A 17,599-nucleotide genomic window follows, 5' to 3' on the forward strand; every position below is an offset into this window, starting at 1 on the left:
AAAGGGGAACTATGAAGAATCTGACAAAGATCGGCGGCGTGACCGCCCTCGTGGCGGCGCTTGCGCTGACCGGCTGCGGCAACGGCGGCAAGGCCTCCGGTCCCGAAGCCGGCAAGGGCCAGGACGCGGGAGGCGATCTTGCCAAGCTCGTCAGCATCAACGCGAAGGACGCCAAGGACCTCGAGCCGGGCGGTACCGTGACGTTGCCGCTGGGCAACATCGGACCGGACTTCAACGGATTCTCCAACAACGGCAACAGCGGAGACAACACCGCGCTGCACGCCCCAATGGACCAGGCCGGCTGCTGGAACTACGACTTCGACGGCACGGCCACGCCGGACAAGGATTTTTGCGAAGACGTCAAGAGCGAAATCAAGGACGGCAAGCAGACCATCACCATCAAGGTGAACGAGAAGGCCACGTACAACGACGGAACGCCGATCGACGTCAAGACCTTCCAGAACACCTGGCAGATGCTCAAGGGCGAAAACAAGGACATCGACATCGTCACCTCCGGCGCCTACGCGTTCGTTGATTCCGTGAAGGCCGGCGCAAACGACAAGGAAGTCATTGTCACCACCACCCAGCCCGTCTACCCGCTGGACTCCCTTTTCGCCGGTTTCGTCCATCCGAAGGTCAACACCCCGGCAATCTTCAATGACGGATTCAACGGTGAAATGCACCCGGAGTGGATGGCCGGCCCGTTCAGGCTGGACCAGTACGACAGTGCCGCCAAGACTGTCACCCTGGTCCCGAACGACAAATGGTGGGGCAACAAGCCGGTCCTGAACAAGGTCGTGTTCCGCCAGCTGGAGAGCAGCGCCGCGATCGCCGCGTTCAAGAACGGTGAAATCGACGCCGTCTCCGCCAACGCGATCACCCCGTACAAGCAGCTGGAGGGCACCAAGAACTCCGAGGTCCGGCGTGGCCAGCGCCTGTTCGCCGGTGGCCTGAACATCAACGCCCAGAAGGCACCGCTGACCGACGTCGCAATCCGCAAGGCGATCTTCACCGCCGTGGACCGCGAAGCACTGCGTAAGGTCCGCTTCAACGGCCTGAACTGGGACGAGGTCAGTTCCGGATCGATGATGCTGCTGCCGTTCTCGAAGTACTACCAGGACAACTACCCCGTCAAGGAAACCGGCGCGGACGCCGCCAAGAAGGTCCTGAGTGACGCGGGTTACCAGGCCAACGCCGCCGGCATCATGGAGAAGGACGGCGTCCGCGCCGCATTCACCATCACCAACTTCGGTGACGATCCCACTATCCTGGCCTTCACGCAGACGCTTCAGAAGCAGCTCCAGGCCGGCGGGATGGACGTCGGAATCGACCAGCGAGGTTCCGCCGACTTCGGCAAGGTCATGGGCAGCCGCGACTTCTTCCTGGCCGTCTCCGGCTACACCGTCGGCCCCGACGCCACCGAGACCGTCAAGCAGTTCTACGATTCCACGACAAACCAGAACCAGCTCGGCGACGCCGAGCTGGACGCCGACATCAAGAAGCTGCCCAGCATTGCCGACAACGCGGAACGCAACAAGGCGGCCATGGAGGTTGAAAAGAGGTACATGGCGAAGTACTTCTCCTTGGGTCCCGTGTTGAACGGCCCGCAGATCTCATTCGTGCGCACGGGTCTGGCCAACTTCGGCCCGTCACTGTTCAAGAGCTTCTCCCAGGTTCCGGACTGGACTACCCTCGGCTGGGAAAAGAAGAAGTAGCGTAGGAGCCATGACCTCTGATCCCGCCGTGCCTTTCCGTGCTGCCGTGGCCGGCTTCGGCCTTTCCGGCAGCGTCTTCCATGCGCCGCTGATCGCGGCAAATCCCGCATTTTCCCTCGACGTGATCTCCACGTCCGACGCCGGCAGGAAGTCCGCGGCGGCCGCCCGCTACCCGGGGGCCAGGATCGTGGACACCCCGGCGGAGATCCTGGAGCTTGCCGGCGACGTGGACCTGCTGGTGCTGGGGACGCCGCCCGCCACCCACTACCCGCTCGCGAAGGCCGCGCTGGAAGCCGGACTCGACGTCGTCGTCGACAAGCCGTTTACGGTGCGCAGCGCCGAGGGTCAGGAGTTGACCGAACTCGCCGCGCGGCTGGGGCGGGTGCTGACAGTGTTCCAGAACCGGCGCTGGGACGGTGACTTCCTGACGGTCAAGGCCCTGCTGGGGAGCGGCGTCCTCGGCACCGTCACGCGCTTTGAATCGCGCTTCGAGCGCTGGTCGCCGGCGGTCGCCAAGGCCTGGAAGGCGGCCGCGACGGCGGACGACGGCGGCGGCGTCCTGTTCGACCTCGGCACCCACCTGCTGGACCAGGCCGTGCAGCTCTTCGGTCCGGCCACGGTCACCCACGCAGAGCTGCAGGCCCGCCGGCCGGGGGAGAAGGTGGATGACGACGTGTTCCTGGCCCTGCGGCACGACTCCGGGGTGAGCAGCCATCTGTGGATGAACATGCTCTGCGCCCAGCAGGGGCCGCGCTACCGTCTGCTGGGCAGCGAGGGAGGGTTCACCAAGCATGGCGTCGACCCGCAGGAGCCGTACATCGTGGCCGGCGGAAGCCCGCTGGATGCCGAATACGGCGTCGAGGACCGGGACTGGGCCGGAATGCTCGGCAGGGACGGGCACCTGGACCGGCTGCCCACCGAACGCGGGGCCTACCCGGAGTTCTACCGGATCCTGGCGGACAAGATCGCCGACGGCGGTGCTGCCTCGGCGCTGCCCGTCCCGGTGGATCCGGCCGGACCGGTCGAAGTGCTGCGGCTGATCGAACAGGCCCGTTCACTGGGTTAAACAGCAATCGACTGCTCCGCAACTGCCGTTCTGGGGGTCCAAAAGGGCAGTTACGGAGCAGCCGATCGGGGAAACTAAGCGGAGACCAGCTCGTGCCAGTCGGTCACGAGGGGAAGGTTGTGCGCCTCGGAGACCGAGCGGTGCGCGACCTTGCCGGCGGCGATGTTGAGGCCGGCGGCCAGGGCGGCGTCGCGCTCAAAGGCAGCGGAGACGCCCAGGTTGGCCAGGGCCACCCCGTAGCGCAGGGTGACGTTGGTCAGCGCGTAGGTGGACGTGTTCGGGACGGCGCCGGGCATGTTGGCGACGCAGTAGAAGATCGTGTTGTGGACCTTGTACGTCGGTTCCTGGTGCGTGGTGGGGTGCGTGTCCTCGAAGCAGCCGCCCTGGTCTACCGCGATGTCCACCAGCACGGAGCCTGGCTTCATGCGGGACACGAGTTCGTTCGTGACCAGCTTCGGTGCCTTGGCGCCGGGGATCAGCACGGAACCGATCACGAGGTCGGCGTCGACAACCGACTTCTCGATCTCGTAGGCGTTGGAGGCCACGGTCTTCAGGCGGCCCTGGTACTGGGCGTCCAGTTCGCGGAGGCGGTTGATGTTGATGTCCAGGATGGTGACGTCGGCGCCGAGGCCCAGCGCCATGGCTGCGGCGTTGGTTCCGGCAACACCGGCGCCGAGGACAACGACCTTGGCCGGGCGGACGCCCGGTACGCCGCCGAGCAGCACACCCTTGCCGCCGGCCGGAGCCATCAGCGACGTCGCGCCGACCTGCACGGACAGGCGGCCGGCAACCTCGGACATCGGGGCCAGCAGCGGCAGTGAGCGGCCCTCCTGGACGGTCTCGTACGCGATGGCGGTGACGCCGGAGTTGATGAGCTCCTGGGTCAGTTCCGGCTCGGCGGCCAGGTGCAGGTAGGTGAAGAGGATCAGGCCCTTGTGGAAGCGGTGGTATTCGGCCTTGACAGGCTCCTTGACCTTCATGACCATGTCAGCGCGGGACCAGACGTCATCGGCTTCGGCAACTATCTCCGCGCCGGCAATGGCGTATTCCTCGTCCGTGATGCCGGAACCCAGGCCTGCGCCGCGCTCCACCAGGACGATGTGGCCGTGGGTGCGGAATTCGTGAACGCCCGCGGCCGTGATGGCGACGCGGAATTCGTTGTTCTTGATCTCTTTGGGGACACCGATGATCATTTTTGGGCTCCAGTGGTGGCGGCTTTGCGGGCCTGGGTGTTCGGGGGATTCGTATTTCCAGAATAGATCCAGCTGTGAGGCACACGACAGGCGCCGGTCCCGGGCAGGCGCCGCCGCCCCCGTCTTTCCGGGGTTTTCGAAATCGTGAGGTAGACATTTGTCGAGAGCGCAAGCGTCAGGTGTCGGCTGCTGTCCGTTCGCTGTGGCATTCGCGGGACGGCGGGCCGGGGCAGTAGTCTGGCAGCATGCAGCAGCAGGACGTGGAGCAGCTCGTGGAACGGGTGGCACTCAGGCTGGGCCGCGGGCTCTCACTCGAGGATCTCGACGGACTGCTCCTCGCCTACAGCTCCAATCAATCGCACGCGGACCGGGTCCGGGTGAACTTCCTGCTCAGCAAGAGGGTACCGGTGGATGTCAGCGCCTGGCAGCTCTCCCACGGGATCGCGACGGCGGTGCGCCCCGTCGTCGTGCCGGCGAACGAGGAGCTCGGGATGCTGGGGCGGGTCTGCGTGCCGCTGTTGGTGCGCGGCTTCCGGGTGGGATACCTGTGGGTCCAGCTGGACCCCGAGGAGCCCAGTGCGACGTCGGTCCTCGCCCAGCTGCCGGACGTGGCACGCGAGCTGGAGCACCTGTCCGCCCTGCTGCTGGACTCCAACACCGCCGAGTCCGAGTTCCGCCGGCGCCGCGAGCAGGAATTCCTCGCCGCCTGCGCCGGCGAGGCGAACGCGGTGGCCGCTGTGGCCGGCTGGAAGGAAGTGCAGGGCCGCGGTCCCTGGCAGCTTGTGACCGTGCTGGATGCCGACGGCTGGGCTGAAGGCTCGGACCCCATCGCCGCCACGCTGATCCACCGCTCCGCGGCGCTGCAGGCCACCATCGGGGTGGACGCGGCCCTGTTCAGCGCCGGCACGGAAACCCACGCCGTCGTGCTCTTCAAGGAGTCCACCGGGCGCGCGGACCACGCCCAGGTGTTGGTCCACTACCAGCTGGAACTGGCCAAACGCTCGGGACGGACTGTCAGGAGGATCATCCTGGGCACCAGCGAGGGCTTCGCCAGGCCCCGTGAGATGGCCGAGGCCTACCGGGAGTCGAGGCAGGCGGCCCAGGCCGCGGCGGTGGACGCCCAACTGGGCGAACTCGTCGACTGCCGGGCCACCGGCGTCTACCAGCTCCTGGCCTCAGCCGGCGGCGGTGCGGGGGCCTGGGCGGACTCGGGATCCGTGTATTTCCGCCTCCTCGAGGACCACGACCGCAACGACGAACTGCTGCCCGTGCTGGAACTGTTCTATGACAACGACGGTTCCGTCCAGGAGGTCGCGACCAAGCTGCACCTGCACCGGAGCAGCATCTACAACCGGCTGGGCAGGATTCGCCAGGTGTTGGGCGTGGACCCGCTCAAGGGGATGGTGCGGCTGGAGCTCCACGCGGCACTCAAGGCGCGGCGCTGGGCCGGCAGGCCGCGGATCTAGGGACTCCGGAGCTAGGAGCTGCGGCCGTCGCGCTTAGGAGTATCCGGATCAAGGGCCGGGTCCACGTCCTCGCCGGGCTGGCGGGCGGTGTTCCGAGCTGTCTCCCGCGCCGTCTCCCGCCTGTGGCGGGTGATCCGGCTGTCCATCCACATGGAGACGGCCACGAACGCGACGCAACTGGACATGAAGGCGGCTGTGTTGTTCAGTCCCATGGCTGTTCCGAGGATGCCGGTCAGCACCATGGCGGCGATGCCTGCCACAATGTGCCACCCTCTGAACTTACCCACAATTCAAGCGTAACCCCCGGCTCATCCGCGTTTCCGCGCCGGACCGGGATCGTTGCTTGATCCTTATCACTGCTTCACGAAGCATCCGTACCGCCGTCATCCTGGCGGGCCGGCGCACCGTCCGCAGTATTGTTCTTCTTCTGCGTTTCGAGCCAAGCCATGATGTCCGCGAGCCGGATCCGCCGGTGCGTGCCCCGGTATTCCACCGGGATCTCGCCGCGGTCGGTCATGTTCCGGAGATAGGTATGCGAGATCCCCGCCAGCTGCGCGGCCTGGGAGGTGGTCAGCATGTCCTCGACGCTGCTCACCGTCACCGCCTCGCCCCTGCTGAACCGGCTCAGCAGATCGACGACGGCGTCCCTCGCCTGGGGCGGCAGCCGGTGCACGGTGCCGTCGACGAACACGGTGACGTCGTGGCTGCCGCCGAGGGCGTACTGGAGTTTCTGCGCGTCGTTGGCCGGGAGTCCGGCCGTCACCCGGGGAGCTATCAGTGCCATGCGTGCATCCTAGCTGAGGCCGCCCTCGGTCCCGCCGCTACAGGCCGAGCTCCTCGAGTACCGGCAGCTTCGCCCTGACCCAGGCGCGAGCCTCGGTGGCGCTCGGCGCCGACAGCGCCAGCTTGGCCAGTTCCCGCGCCTCGGCCAGGGTGACGGTCTTCAACACGGCGGCAACGGCGGCGAGGGAGCGCGCCGTCATGGACAGCGTGGAAACGCCCAGTCCGGTGAGGACGACGGCGAGGGCCGGGTCCGCCGCGGCCTCGCCGCAGACGCCCACCGGCTTGTTGTGGCCTTCTGTCGCCGATCCTTCGACCGTCAGGCCCACGAGCCGGAGCACGGCAGGCTGCCAGGGGGTGTTGAGGGCGGCGAGCGGGCCGAGCTGGCGGTCCGCGGCCATGGCGTACTGGGTGAGGTCGTTTGTGCCCAGGCTTGCAAAGGCGACTTCCCGGAGGATGGCCTCGGCCGTGAGGGCAGCCGACGGCACTTCCACCATGACGCCGGGCGTCCTGATGCCGGCCTCGGCACACAGCGAGGCGAAGCGCGCTGCCTCCTCCGCAGTGGAAATCATCGGCGCCATGACCCAGACGTCGGCCTCGGATTCCTTGTCGGCCAGGGCGATCGCCTGCAGCTGGCGTTCCAGGACGCCCGGGGAGGTGAAGTCTGTCCGGTAGCCGCGGACGCCGAGAGCCGGGTTGGGTTCCGTGGCGTCGGTCAGGAAGGGCAACGGCTTGTCCGCGCCGGCGTCGAGCGTCCGGAGCACCACCTTCTTGCCCGGGAAGGCATCGAACACGCCCTTGTAGGCGGCGGCCTGTTCTTCCACGGTGGGTTCGGTGTCCCGCTCCAGGAAGCAGAACTCGGTCCGGAACAGCCCGACGCCCTGGGCGTTCAGGCCCGCGGCGGCCGCGGCGTCCTTGGCACCGCCGACGTTGGCGAGGAGCGGGACGAGGTGGCCGTCCGCCGTCGAACCTGTGCCGTCAAACGCGGACAGCAGCGACGCTGTGGCGCCCCAGTGGGCTGCGGCGGCGCGCTGGGACTCGTCGGGGTCCGCGGTGACGGTGCCGGCGGCCCCGTCCACGTAGACCTCGGTGCCGTCAGCGAGCTGGTCAACGCCGGTCGCGGCCACCACGGCGGGCAGGCCGAGGGAGCGGGCGATGATGGCGGTGTGGGACTGCGGGCCGCCACCGGCCGTGACGAGGGCCAGGATCTTCTCCGGATCCAGTGTGGCGGTGTCCGCAGGGGCCAGGTCCTCGGCAATGAGGATGAACGGGGTGGCGGAGGCGGGAATGCCCGGGGCGGGAACGCCACGCAGTTCGGCCACGATCCGGGCCCGGACGTCCAGGACGTCGGTGGCGCGTTCTGCCATGTAGCCGCCCAGGTTGTGCAGCATTTCCGAGACGGAGGCGCCGGCCTCCCAGATGGCCCGCTGGCCGGACGTGCCGCGGCCGATCAGCTTGGCGGCGGACTTCAGCAGCATGGTGTCGGTGGCCATAAGCGCCGTCGCTTCCAGGACGGCCTTGCCGTCGCCGCTGACGGTCTGGGACCGGGCCTTGAGCTCGTCATGGACCGCCCTCGCAGCCGCCTTCAGTGCCGCGGTGCCTTCGTCCGCGGTGACGCCGGCCGGCAGTTGCTCCCCGGCAGGGGGCTCGCTGATGGGTTTGGGCATCTGGCGGATGGTGCCGATGATGCGGCCGGGGCTGACGCCTACTCCTGGGAAGTTCTGCACTGAAGGTCCTCATTCTCTGCTGTAAGCCAGTAAGCCAGTAGGCCGGCAAGCCAGTAAGTCAGGTACCGCGGCTGATCCGGCTGATCCTGCTGATCCTGCTGGACGAACTGACGGCCACGTCAGCGGGCGGATCGCGGTACTTGAAAATTGTATGTGATGCAGTTCATATAGCGTTGCTATAGGTGATAGGGTAGCGGTTATGAGTTTCGATGGCCAGCTGCCGCCCAAAGTGCGGCTGTTGCGTGCGGCCGCCGAGTTGCTGGCCAACTCCGGGGGATCGGCGGTTTCCACCCGCCAAATCACCCAGCTGGCGGGTGTCACGGCGCCGACTCTGTATCACCACTTCGGTGACAAGGAAGGACTGTTCGACGCCGTCGTCGCTGCAGGTTTTGACGAATATGTAGCGGGCGAACGCGACTTCGCGCCGTCCGGCCAGCCGCTGGAGGACATCCGGCGGATGTGGGACAACCACGTGCAGTTCGGACTGAACCAGCCGGAACTGTACCTGGTCATGTTTGGCAATATCCGCCCGGAGAGCCGGCCTGTCATCGTCGCTGATGCCGAGGCGCTCATGGAGGAGATGCTCAACAAGGCCGCGGTCGCCGGCCAACTCAACGTCCCGCCCAGGGAGGCGGCCAGGAGCATCCTGGCGGCCAACGTCGGCGTGACGCTCATGCTGATCACTGAAAAGGTGCCCGAGCGCAATCTCGAGCTCTCGGCCATGACCCGCGACGCCATGATCTTTGCGGTGTCCACGGAGCAGGCCCGGGACAACGGGACTGAAGACACCGGGAAATCGTCAGTGGTCGTGGCTGCAATCGCCCTGAATGCGGCGCTCCAGGCTTCGCACTCGGACCAGCTCTCCAGCTCGGAACTCAAGCTGTTCCTCGAATGGCTCCACCGCATCTCCACCAGCTCCACCAGCTAGCTCGTCGACATTATCGGATCATCCTGCGGTGCCGCAGGAATGACGGTTAGGAAATCACATGGCAACAGAGACAGTTGCGAAACCCCGTACCAGCGTGCGGGTTAGCGTCCAGAAATTCGGGACGTTCCTGTCAGGAATGATCATGCCCAACATCGGGGCGTTCATCGCCTGGGGCATCATCACGGCGCTGTTCATCCCCGCGGGGTTTCTTCCCAATGCGGAGCTTGCCAAGCTCGTAGGGCCGATGATCACGTTCCTGCTCCCGCTCCTGATCGGTTACACCGGCGGCCGGATGGTCTACGGCGTGCGCGGCGGCGTGGTGGGCGCGGTGGCCACCATGGGAGTCATCATCGGAACGGACATTCCGATGTTCATCGGCGCCATGCTCTTGGGCCCGCTCACGTCCTGGCTCATGATGAAGCTGGACAAGGTCTGGGAAGGACGGGTCAAGCCCGGCTTCGAAATGTTGATCGATAATTTCTCGGCCGGCATCCTTTCCGCCGCCATGGCCATCGTCGGCATGCTGGTGATCGGCCCGGTGGTGAAGGCGTTCAGCAACGGAGCCAGCGCCGTCGTCGAATTCCTGGTCCACAACGGGCTGCTGCCCCTCACGAGCATCTTCATCGAGCCCGCGAAGGTCCTGTTCCTGAACAACGCGGTCAACCACGGCATCCTGACACCCCTGGGAACCGAACAAGCGCTCGCCAACGGCAAGTCCATCCTGTTCCTGCTCGAGGCCAACCCCGGCCCCGGTGTGGGGATCCTGCTCGCCTACATGATCTTCGGCAAGGGCCTCGCCAAGGCGTCCGCGCCGGGCGCCGCGCTGATCCAGTTCGTCGGCGGCATCCACGAGATCTACTTCCCGTACGTGCTCATGAAGCCCATCATCATCCTCGCCGCGATCGGCGGCGGCATGACGGGTATCTTCACCCTGGTGGTTACCGGCGCCGGCCTGCGCTCGCCTGCCGCTCCTGGCAGCATCATCGCTGTCTTCGCCGCGACGGCGAAGGACAGCTACTTCGGCGTGGCGCTGTCCGTACTCCTGGCCGCCACGGTGTCCTTCCTCATCGCCTCCGTCATCCTCAAGTCGAGCAAGACTCCCGCGGAAGACGACCTCGGCGAGGCGACCTCCCGGATGGAAGCCATGAAGGGCAAGAAGAGTTCGGTGTCCTCCGCCCTCACCGGCGCCGGTGCCGGTGCCGGCAGTGTTGCGGTGCTCGCCGGCCCAGTCCGGAACATCGTTTTTGCGTGCGACGCCGGCATGGGCTCCAGCGCCATGGGCGCCTCGGTGCTGCGGAACAAGATCAAGGCCGCCGGTTTCCCGGACGTCAAGGTCGCCAACTCCGCCATCGCCAACCTGAGCGACACCTACGACGTCGTCATCACCCACCAGGACCTGACCGAGCGGGCCAAGCCGGTGACGTCCAGCGCCGTGCACGTGTCCGTGGACAACTTCATGAACAGCCCGCGCTATGACGAGATCGTGGAGCTGGTCAGAACCAGCAACACCGCGACCGCGCCGCAGGGCGGGGCGGTTGCCGGCGGGGCGGTTGCCGGCGCGGCTCTTGCCGGCGCGGCAGGCTCCGCGCCCGCCGCCGTCGAAACGCCCGAGCCGGAAGCCGAAGCCGGCCCCGCCGGCATCCTGGTGGCCGAAAGCGTGGTCCTCAACGGCACCGCAACCACCCGGGACGCCGCGATCGACGAAGCCGGGCGGCTCCTGCTGGACCGCGGCGCCGTCGACACCGGCTACCTGGACGCCATGCACGAACGCGAGGAATCCGTGTCCACGTACATGGGCAGCTTCCTCGCCATCCCGCACGGCACCAACGCGGCCAAGGACCACATCATGAAGTCGGCGGTTTCCGTGGTCCGCTACCCGGACGGCATCGACTGGAACGGCAAGGAGGTCAAGTTCGTCGTCGGTGTCGCCGGCATCAACAACGAGCACCTGCACATCTTGTCCTCGATCGCTAAGGTCTTCACGAACAAGGCGCAGGTCGCGCAGCTTGAGGCGGCCACCACGGTCGAAGAAGTGCTGGACCTGTTCGGGAAGGTCAATTCCTAGTGAAGGCCGTTCATTTCGGAGCCGGAAACATCGGGCGCGGATTCGTGGGCCTGCTGCTGCACGAGGCGGGGTATGAGGTGGTGTTCGCGGATGTCGCGGAGGCCCTCATCACCCAGCTGGCCGCCGCGGACAGCTACCAGGTCCACGAGGTGGGGGAGCGCCCCACCGTCCGCACCGTGGACAACTTCCGCGCGCTGAACTCCAGCACCCAGGAAGCGGCCGTCATCGCGGAAATCGCGACGGCGGACATCGTCACCACCGCGGTGGGGCCGCACATCCTCAAGTTCGTGGCCCCCGTGATCGCCAAGGGAATCGCCGCCCGGGCCGCCGGATTGGCCCCGCTGCAGGTGATGGCGTGCGAAAACGCCATCAACGCGACGGACATCCTGAAGTCCGAAGTCGCCCAGCAGTGGGATCCGGCCGCCGGGTCGCTGGATGCTGCAGCCGTCTTCGCGAACACGGCGGTGGACCGGATCGTGCCGAACCAGGAGGCCGGACAGGGCCTGGATGTCACGGTGGAGACGTTCTACGAGTGGGTCATCGACCGCACCCCGTTTGCGGGGAAGGAACCGGTCATTCCGGGGGCGACCTTCGTGGACGAGCTCGAGCCGTACATCGAGCGGAAACTGTTCACGGTGAACACGGGCCATGCCGCGGCAGCGTACTTCGGGTTCGAGGCCGGGCTCGGGAAGATTTCCGAGGCCATGGCCGATCAGGACGTCGCCGCCGATGTGCGCGCAGTCCTCGACGAAACCAAAGAGCTCCTGGTGGCCAAGCACGGCTTCAACCGTGACGCGCAGGAGGCCTACGTCCAGAAGATCCTGGGCCGCTTCTCCAACCCCCACCTGCCGGACACCGTGAACCGCGTCGGCCGGGCACCGCTGCGCAAGCTCAGCCGGCACGAACGCTTCATCGGCCCGGCCGCGGAGCTGGCCGAACGCGGGATTGTCCCGGAGGCGCTGCTCGGTGCGATCGCCGCCGCCCTGCGCTTCAACGATCCGGCCGACGCCGAGGCCATGGAGCTCGCGAAGATCCTTGCCGCCTCCCCCGCGGAGGAAGCCACCGAGCAGATCACCGGACTGGCAGCAGGGCACCCGCTGTTCCCGGCCGTCTGCGCCCTGGTGGAAGAGGCCAAGGCCGTCGTTTAGGCCGTCCCATAACGCCGAGCCCTAAACCCCGACGCCGGAACTCAAGCGAGTTCCGGCGTCGGCGTCTGCGTTGCCCCCGCCCCCGTTGCGCTATCACTTACGGCTCCTATTCGCCGGTGTTAGCGACCATGAGTGATAGGGCAATGTCCACGCCGTCGGGGTGGCTGCCGCGTGCGACCCGCGGAAATCTTGACTCTTAGGTGGCCTAACTGTTAGGCTACCTAACTATGAACTCCAGTGAACCGGCCGACGCCGGGCTTGTCGCCCTCGCGCAGGACTTCCGTGAGGCCCTCCGCCACAGCATCTACCTGGTGCGCCGCCTGGACGCCGACGGCGAACTCACCGCCGCGCAGCTCAGCACGCTCAAGATGCTGCTGGACGACGGCGTGCGCGTGGGTGAAATCGCCCGCAACCTCGGCGTCAGGGTCCCGAGCGCCACCGAACAGATCATCAAGCTCGAACGCGCAGGGCTCGCCAGGCGGGAACCGGACCCGGACGACTCACGGGGCGTCCGGGTGACCATCACCGAGGAAGGCCGCGCCGCCGTCGAGTCGGCCAACGCGCGCCGCAATGCCGTCATGGCCGGAATCCTCGCGTCCCTCTCGGCCAGCGACCGGGCCGCCCTCGCGGCCGCGCTGCCGGTGATCGGAAAGATCAACGCGACGCTTCAGGCCTGACACTTGCCCGGCTCGCAGCAGCGCACGGCGTCAACCCTTCAACCGCAATTCCAACACTTAGGAGTGCCCTCCATGGACGGCCAGCTCGCCGACACACTGCCGGCAGTAGAAGAAACCCTCGAGGCCGAAAAAGCCTCGTTGCTCAATCAGCCCAAGGCGGTGTGGGCGACGGCCCTGGCGGCGGTGTTCGCTTTCATGGGCATCGGCCTCGTGGACCCCATCCTGCCCGCAATCGCGAAGAACCTGGACGCCTCGCCGAGCCAGGTGTCGCTGCTCTTCACCAGCTACTTCCTGGTCACTGCCGTCGCGATGCTGGTCACCGGCTACGTCTCGTCCCGGATCGGAGGCAAAAGGACGCTGCTGATCGGCCTCGCCATCATCGTCGTCTTCGCCTCCCTGTCCGGCACGTCCGTGAGCGTGGCTGAACTGATCGGCTTCCGGGCCGGCTGGGGCCTGGGCAACGCCCTATTCGTCGCCACGGCCCTGGCCGTCATCGTCGGCGTGGCCAGCGGCGGCGCCGGCACCGCCATCATCCTGTACGAGGCCGCACTGGGCCTGGGCATTTCCCTCGGCCCGCTCCTCGGCGCCCTGCTGGGCGGCTGGCAGTGGCGCGCGCCGTTCTTCGGCACCGCCGTGCTGATGGCGTCCGCGTTCGTCGCCCTCATTACCCTGCTGCCCAAGACCCCGCTTCCCGAGCGGAAAGTCCTGCTCCGGGACCCGCTGCTCGCCCTGGGCCACAAGGGACTGCGGACGACGGCGGCCAGCGGGCTGTTCTACAACTACGGCTTCTTCACCGTCCTCGCCTTCACGCCGTTCATCCTGGGCATGGATGCCTACGGGATCGGCGGGGTGTTCTTCGGCTGGGGCGTCGCCGTCGCCGTCTCCTCGGTGTTCGTGGCCCCCGTGCTGCAGAACCGCTTCGGCGCCGTCCGGGTCCTCGGCGGCACCTTGGCCCTGCTGATGCTGGACCTCGTGGGACTGGGCCTGGCCGCCGGGCACTCGGTGCCCGCCGTCGTCGTCCTCGTGGTGATCTCCGGGGCACTGCTGGGCGTCAACAACACGATCTACACCGAACTCGCCATGGGCGTTTCCGACTCGCCGCGGCCGGTCGCCTCCGCCGGATACAACTTTGTGCGCTGGATGGGCGGCGCCCTGGCACCGTTCGCCGCCGCACAGCTGGGTGAGCACTTCGGCCCGCAGGTGCCGTTCTTCGCCGCGGCGGTGGCCATGGTGGTCGCGATCGCCGTGGTCTACGGCGGACGCCGCTACCTGGCCGCTCACGAGCCGCACGTGGTCTAGGGCTTTCAACCCCCTCCCACCCGCCGAGGTGAGACTTGGCGCACATGTTTGACCGCGGCACATGGGCGCGAAGTCTCACCTCGACGGAAATGGCGGGCGGGGCGGCCTGGCTGTGTGGAGCGAGGCAGTCCGCGGAGTGTGGATAACTTAAGCGGCCTCTCCGGATCTCAGCATGATGAGGGGACGCGCAGACTTGAGCTCCCGGCGACACTGACAGACGGCTCGTTCTCCGTCCTGGCTTCGGACGCGGCCGGGATTCCGCGGAAACGGACCCGCGCCCAGGACCTGATCATGGTGTCCCGAGGCATCCGCATCCCCTCCCGGAGCACCGCCGGCGGCACGGCGGCGGCACCGCCGCACTCAGGGCCTACTGCCAGCTCGACGAGTGCTCGGTGCTCTGCCACTTCACTGCGGCACGGATCTGGCGCGCGGGCCTGCCTCCATGGGCGGATAGCGACTGGCGGGTCCACCTCGCCCGACCATCGGGCGGGAGTATCCCGAAGCGGGCGAACGTCGTCGGGCACCGTCTTGCGCTGCGGCCGGGGGAGGTGGTGATGCTCGACGGCGTCAGGGTCACCTCGCCGGAACGGACCTGGCTGGATCTGGCCGCGGCGCTGGCGCTGGATGATCTCGTGGCTGCCGGCGATGCCCTCGTTTCCGAGCACGGGCCGGAGGTCCCGGCTCCCAGGGAGGCAACGTCCAGCATCTGCGCGCTGAACCGGATCGTTCCGGATCATGGCGGTGCCCGAAACATCCGGCGGGCCCGGGAAGCGCTTGGGCTGATCCGTGTGGGCGCCGATTCGCCGCCGGAGACGCACCTTCGCCTCGCCCTCGTCCGGCCGGGCTCCCGGAACCACTGCTGAACCATGTGGTCTGGGGTAGGTGGGGAGCGCCGGAGCTTTGGCCGGACGCGGCCTATCCCGAGTATGCGATCTCGCTGCAGTACGACGGCGCCCACCACGGTGAACCGGGACAGCATCTGCGGGACATCCGACGGGCGGGCACCACGGACCGGCTCGGCTGGCTCGAGGTGCGGGTTTCCAAGGAGGACCTGCTGGGTGACCGTCCCGCCGCCGTCGGCAAGGTCCGGCGCGCGCTTTTGTCCCGCGGCTGGGCGCCGAGGTGAGACTTCACGCCGATGTTCGCGGAAACCATGGGCGCGAAGTCTCACTCCGGCTGAACGAGGGGACCGCAGCGGACCGGCGGGCCTAGTGGGCCGCCACCGACTCGGCGCCGGCCTTCGCGGTTGCCTTCGGGTCCGTGAGCTTCCTGTTCGGCAGGGCGAAGCTGATCAGGAACGCGATGCCCGTGAGGACGGCGGCGGTGAGCATGACGGCGTCGATCGACTGGGCGAACCCCTCGGTGATCGGCCGCGTCAGTACCGGGTTGGCCGCGTGCAGCCAGCTCGTGTCGTTGAGGGAGTCGTTGGTGGCGCCGTTCTTGAAGAACCCGTAGAGCTGGGCGTTGGCGGGATCGGCGGCCACCGCGGGATCCTTCAGGACCTTGAGGAAGTCCGCGTTCTGCATGGCGTCCTTCATGCCGGCGGCAACCTTGTCCGCGGCCAGGCTGAACAGCATGGAGATGAACACGGCCGTACCCACGGCGCCGCCCATGGACCGGAAGAACGCGGCGGAGGACGTCCCTACGCCCATGTCCTTCGCCGGCACGGAGACCTGCATGGCCAGGGTGAGCGGCTGCATGCAGAAGCCCAGGCCCAGGCCGAAGAACACGGCAATGGTGCCGGGGACCCACAGCGGGGTGTCCACCCCGAGGGAGAGGCCCATGACGACGGCGGCCGCGGTCAGGACGGCGGTGCCCAGGATCGGGAAGATCCGGTACGTGCCCGACGCCGAGATGGTCCGGCCGGCCGTGATGGAACCGGTGAGGATGCCCACGGTGAAGGTGATCATCATCAGGCCGGCCTCGGTGGGGGTGAGGCCCTTGACGAGCTGCAGGTACATCGGGAGCATCGCGATCGCCCCGAACATGCCGATGCCGATGATGAAGTTCAGCAGCGAGGACAGGCCGAAGGTGATGTTCTGGAAGAGGCGGAGCGGGATCAGGGCGTAGTCGGCGGCGCGTTTTTCGGCCAGCAGGAACGCCACGATGCCCACGATGCCCAGGCCGATGCAGAGGAAGGAATTCACCGAGGCCCAGCCCCAGCTGCGGCCCTGTTCGGCTACCAGCAGCAGCGGCACGATCGCCAGTGTGATTGCAGCGGCGCCCCAGTAGTCGATCTTCTGCTTCACGTGCTTGGCGGGCAGGTGCAGGTAGAGGAACACCACGGCCAGGGCGGCGAGGCCGATCGGCAGGTTGATGAAGAACACCCAGCGCCAGCCGTCGAAGCCCAGGATGTTGGCGGAACCGGCGAAGGCGCCGCCGATCACCGGGCCCAGGACTGAGGAGATGCCGAAGACCGACATGAAGTAGCCCTGGTACTTGGCGCGGTCCTTCAGCGCCACGATGTCGCCGATAATGGTCAGGGCGAGGGCCAGCAGGCCGCCGGCGCCCATGCCCTGGATGCCGCGGGCAATGGCCAGTTCGGTCATCGAATGGACCGAGCCGGCGTAGAGCGAACCGGCGAGGAAGATCAGGATCGCGGCGAGGTACAGCGGGCGCCGGCCGAAGATGTCGCTGAGCTTGCCGTAGAGCGGGGTGCTCACCGTGGAGGTGATGAGGTACGCCGTGGTGGCCCAGGCCTGCAGGGAGAGCCCGTCGAGGTCATTGGCGATGGTGTAGATCGAAGTGGACACGATCGTCTGGTCCAGCGAGGACAGGAACATGCCGAGCATGAGTCCCACCATGACTGTGATGGTCTGACGGTGGGTCAGGACCTCTCCTGCCGCGCGCACGGAAGTGGTTTTGGACATGACTGCTCCAGGGGGAAGTTTCGGGATCAAGCTGATAGTTGCTTTCAGTAACTATGTTAGTGGCTCGTTTGTTCCCGCCGCCACATATTTCCCGAGCGGCAGCGTCAGCGCTCGACCAGAATCCCGTCCGGGTCGCACCAGATCCATGCGCCGGTCCGAAATGTCACGCCGTCGATCTCCAGATCCATACCGATCTCCCCGGCGCCGTCTTTGGCGCTCTTGCGCGGGTTGCTGCCCAGCGCCTTCACGCCGAGCGGCAGTTCCGCGATGGCGAGCCGGTCACGGATGGCGCCGTTGATGACGACGCCGGCCCAGCCGTTCGCCACGGCGCTCGCCGCGATCATGTCGCCCATGAGGGCCGTGCGCAGGGAGCCGCCGCCGTCCACCACCAGGACCGAGCCGTCGCCGGGCGCGGCCAGCGTGGACTTGACCAGCGCGTTGTCCTCGAAGCACCTGATGGTCCGGACTGGTCCGCTGAAGTGGGCTTGTCCGCCCAGCGACTGGAACTGCAGGGCCACGGAGTCGAGCTCCTCGCCGCGTTCATCGTAGAGATCGGCGGTATTGACGGGGGAGGCGGTCATTGGTTCTCCTCGGCGCTGGGAATGGGGGCGGATCTTGATCCCCACGATAGTCTGGCTCCACACTGATTCATCAGCCATCGCCGT

16 protein-coding genes are annotated in these 17,599 nt (G+C 67.1%); 10 read left to right on the forward strand and 6 right to left on the reverse strand.

The window, feature by feature from the left end; genetic code table 11:
- Positions 1-11: 11 nt before the first annotated feature.
- Positions 12-1,715 carry an ABC transporter family substrate-binding protein gene (locus ACQCSY_RS10630; RefSeq protein ID WP_427135468.1) on the forward strand — a complete coding sequence of 568 codons (1,704 nt, stop codon included), beginning with the start codon at positions 12-14 and terminating at the stop codon, positions 1,713-1,715.
- A 10-nt stretch (positions 1,716-1,725) separates the two neighbouring features.
- The gene (locus ACQCSY_RS10635) at positions 1,726-2,781 is read left to right on the forward strand and encodes a Gfo/Idh/MocA family protein (RefSeq protein ID WP_427135470.1); all 1,056 of its coding nucleotides are present in this window, start codon (positions 1,726-1,728) and stop codon (positions 2,779-2,781) included.
- A gap of 74 nt (positions 2,782-2,855) precedes the next feature.
- Here ACQCSY_RS10635 and ald read toward each other — a convergent pair whose 3' ends face one another.
- Positions 2,856-3,974 carry an alanine dehydrogenase gene (gene ald / locus ACQCSY_RS10640; protein ID WP_427135472.1) on the reverse strand — a complete coding sequence of 373 codons (1,119 nt, stop codon included), beginning with the start codon at positions 3,972-3,974 and terminating at the stop codon, positions 2,856-2,858.
- A gap of 245 nt (positions 3,975-4,219) precedes the next feature.
- On the opposite strand from ald, the gene ACQCSY_RS10645 reads away from it, so the two are divergent.
- Positions 4,220-5,440: a PucR family transcriptional regulator gene (locus ACQCSY_RS10645; protein WP_427135474.1), complete on the forward strand. Its 1,221-nt coding sequence runs from the start codon at positions 4,220-4,222 to the stop codon at positions 5,438-5,440.
- An 11-nt stretch (positions 5,441-5,451) separates the two neighbouring features.
- On the opposite strand, the gene ACQCSY_RS10650 is transcribed toward ACQCSY_RS10645, so the two are convergent.
- The 3 genes from ACQCSY_RS10650 to ptsP all read right to left on the reverse strand — a co-directional run bounded on the left by ACQCSY_RS10650 (position 5,452) and on the right by ptsP (position 7,947).
- A complete protein-coding gene (locus tag ACQCSY_RS10650; protein WP_427135476.1) occupies positions 5,452-5,727 on the reverse strand; it encodes a hypothetical protein in 276 nt (91 codons plus the stop codon).
- A gap of 74 nt (positions 5,728-5,801) precedes the next feature.
- Complete coding sequence (locus ACQCSY_RS10655; RefSeq protein WP_427135478.1) at positions 5,802-6,224, reverse strand: helix-turn-helix domain-containing protein; 423 nt, start codon at positions 6,222-6,224, stop codon at positions 5,802-5,804.
- A 37-nt stretch (positions 6,225-6,261) separates the two neighbouring features.
- A complete protein-coding gene (gene ptsP, locus ACQCSY_RS10660) occupies positions 6,262-7,947 on the reverse strand; it encodes a phosphoenolpyruvate--protein phosphotransferase (protein ID WP_427135480.1) in 1,686 nt (561 codons plus the stop codon).
- 199 nt (positions 7,948-8,146) lie between these two features.
- Between ptsP and ACQCSY_RS10665 the strand changes: the two genes are divergently transcribed.
- From ACQCSY_RS10665 to ACQCSY_RS10695, 7 genes are all read left to right on the forward strand, one after another.
- Positions 8,147-8,875, forward strand: a complete 729-nt coding sequence (locus tag ACQCSY_RS10665; RefSeq protein WP_427135482.1) for a TetR/AcrR family transcriptional regulator — start codon at positions 8,147-8,149, stop codon at positions 8,873-8,875.
- A gap of 58 nt (positions 8,876-8,933) precedes the next feature.
- Positions 8,934-10,940, forward strand: coding sequence for a PTS mannitol transporter subunit IICBA (locus ACQCSY_RS10670; RefSeq protein ID WP_427135483.1), 2,007 nt, complete (start codon positions 8,934-8,936; stop codon positions 10,938-10,940).
- A complete protein-coding gene (locus ACQCSY_RS10675; RefSeq protein ID WP_427135485.1) occupies positions 10,940-12,088 on the forward strand; it encodes a mannitol-1-phosphate 5-dehydrogenase in 1,149 nt (382 codons plus the stop codon). Before ACQCSY_RS10670 ends, ACQCSY_RS10675 begins: the two co-directional genes overlap by 1 nt.
- A gap of 227 nt (positions 12,089-12,315) precedes the next feature.
- The gene (locus ACQCSY_RS10680; RefSeq protein ID WP_427135487.1) at positions 12,316-12,765 is read left to right on the forward strand and encodes a MarR family winged helix-turn-helix transcriptional regulator; all 450 of its coding nucleotides are present in this window, start codon (positions 12,316-12,318) and stop codon (positions 12,763-12,765) included.
- A 72-nt stretch (positions 12,766-12,837) separates the two neighbouring features.
- Positions 12,838-14,064, forward strand: coding sequence for an MFS transporter (locus tag ACQCSY_RS10685; RefSeq protein ID WP_427135489.1), 1,227 nt, complete (start codon positions 12,838-12,840; stop codon positions 14,062-14,064).
- A 554-nt stretch (positions 14,065-14,618) separates the two neighbouring features.
- Positions 14,619-14,927, forward strand: coding sequence for a hypothetical protein (locus ACQCSY_RS10690; protein WP_427135490.1), 309 nt, complete (start codon positions 14,619-14,621; stop codon positions 14,925-14,927).
- A 5-nt stretch (positions 14,928-14,932) separates the two neighbouring features.
- The gene (locus tag ACQCSY_RS10695; protein ID WP_427135492.1) at positions 14,933-15,190 is read left to right on the forward strand and encodes a hypothetical protein; all 258 of its coding nucleotides are present in this window, start codon (positions 14,933-14,935) and stop codon (positions 15,188-15,190) included.
- Positions 15,191-15,272: 82 nt separating this feature from the next.
- Here ACQCSY_RS10695 and ACQCSY_RS10700 read toward each other — a convergent pair whose 3' ends face one another.
- Together ACQCSY_RS10700 and rraA are read right to left on the reverse strand one after the other, a co-directional pair.
- Positions 15,273-16,934 (reverse strand): MDR family MFS transporter, encoded by a 1,662-nt coding sequence (locus tag ACQCSY_RS10700; protein WP_427135494.1) that lies wholly within the window; start codon positions 16,932-16,934, stop codon positions 15,273-15,275.
- Positions 16,935-17,038: 104 nt separating this feature from the next.
- Entirely contained in the window at positions 17,039-17,515 is a 477-nt protein-coding gene (gene rraA / locus ACQCSY_RS10705; RefSeq protein ID WP_427135496.1) for a ribonuclease E activity regulator RraA, read from the reverse strand.
- Between the last annotated feature and the right edge of the window lie 84 nt (positions 17,516-17,599).

Origin of the sequence: Pseudarthrobacter sp. S9 (assembly GCF_050156545.1) — a bacterium.
In the GTDB taxonomy this organism is placed as follows: domain Bacteria; phylum Actinomycetota; class Actinomycetes; order Actinomycetales; family Micrococcaceae; genus Arthrobacter.

What these genes read in the sequence shown, in the direction of transcription:
- ACQCSY_RS10645 (WP_427135474.1), top strand. Translation starts at nt 4,220, where the DNA reads ATGCAGCAGCAGGACGTGGAGCAGCTCGTGGAACGGGTGGCACTCAGG.
- rraA (WP_427135496.1), bottom strand. Translation starts at nt 17,515, where the DNA reads ATGACCGCCTCCCCCGTCAATACCGCCGATCTCTACGATGAACGCGGC.
- ACQCSY_RS10635 (WP_427135470.1), top strand. Translation starts at nt 1,726, where the DNA reads ATGACCTCTGATCCCGCCGTGCCTTTCCGTGCTGCCGTGGCCGGCTTC.
- ald (WP_427135472.1), bottom strand. Translation starts at nt 3,974, where the DNA reads ATGATCATCGGTGTCCCCAAAGAGATCAAGAACAACGAATTCCGCGTC.
- ACQCSY_RS10685 (WP_427135489.1), top strand. Translation starts at nt 12,838, where the DNA reads ATGGACGGCCAGCTCGCCGACACACTGCCGGCAGTAGAAGAAACCCTC.
- ACQCSY_RS10670 (WP_427135483.1), top strand. Translation starts at nt 8,934, where the DNA reads ATGGCAACAGAGACAGTTGCGAAACCCCGTACCAGCGTGCGGGTTAGC.
- ACQCSY_RS10690 (WP_427135490.1), top strand. Translation starts at nt 14,619, where the DNA reads ATGCTCGACGGCGTCAGGGTCACCTCGCCGGAACGGACCTGGCTGGAT.
- ACQCSY_RS10680 (WP_427135487.1), top strand. Translation starts at nt 12,316, where the DNA reads ATGAACTCCAGTGAACCGGCCGACGCCGGGCTTGTCGCCCTCGCGCAG.
- ACQCSY_RS10665 (WP_427135482.1), top strand. Translation starts at nt 8,147, where the DNA reads ATGAGTTTCGATGGCCAGCTGCCGCCCAAAGTGCGGCTGTTGCGTGCG.
- ACQCSY_RS10630 (WP_427135468.1), top strand. Translation starts at nt 12, where the DNA reads ATGAAGAATCTGACAAAGATCGGCGGCGTGACCGCCCTCGTGGCGGCG.
- ACQCSY_RS10655 (WP_427135478.1), bottom strand. Translation starts at nt 6,224, where the DNA reads ATGGCACTGATAGCTCCCCGGGTGACGGCCGGACTCCCGGCCAACGAC.
- ACQCSY_RS10700 (WP_427135494.1), bottom strand. Translation starts at nt 16,934, where the DNA reads ATGTCCAAAACCACTTCCGTGCGCGCGGCAGGAGAGGTCCTGACCCAC.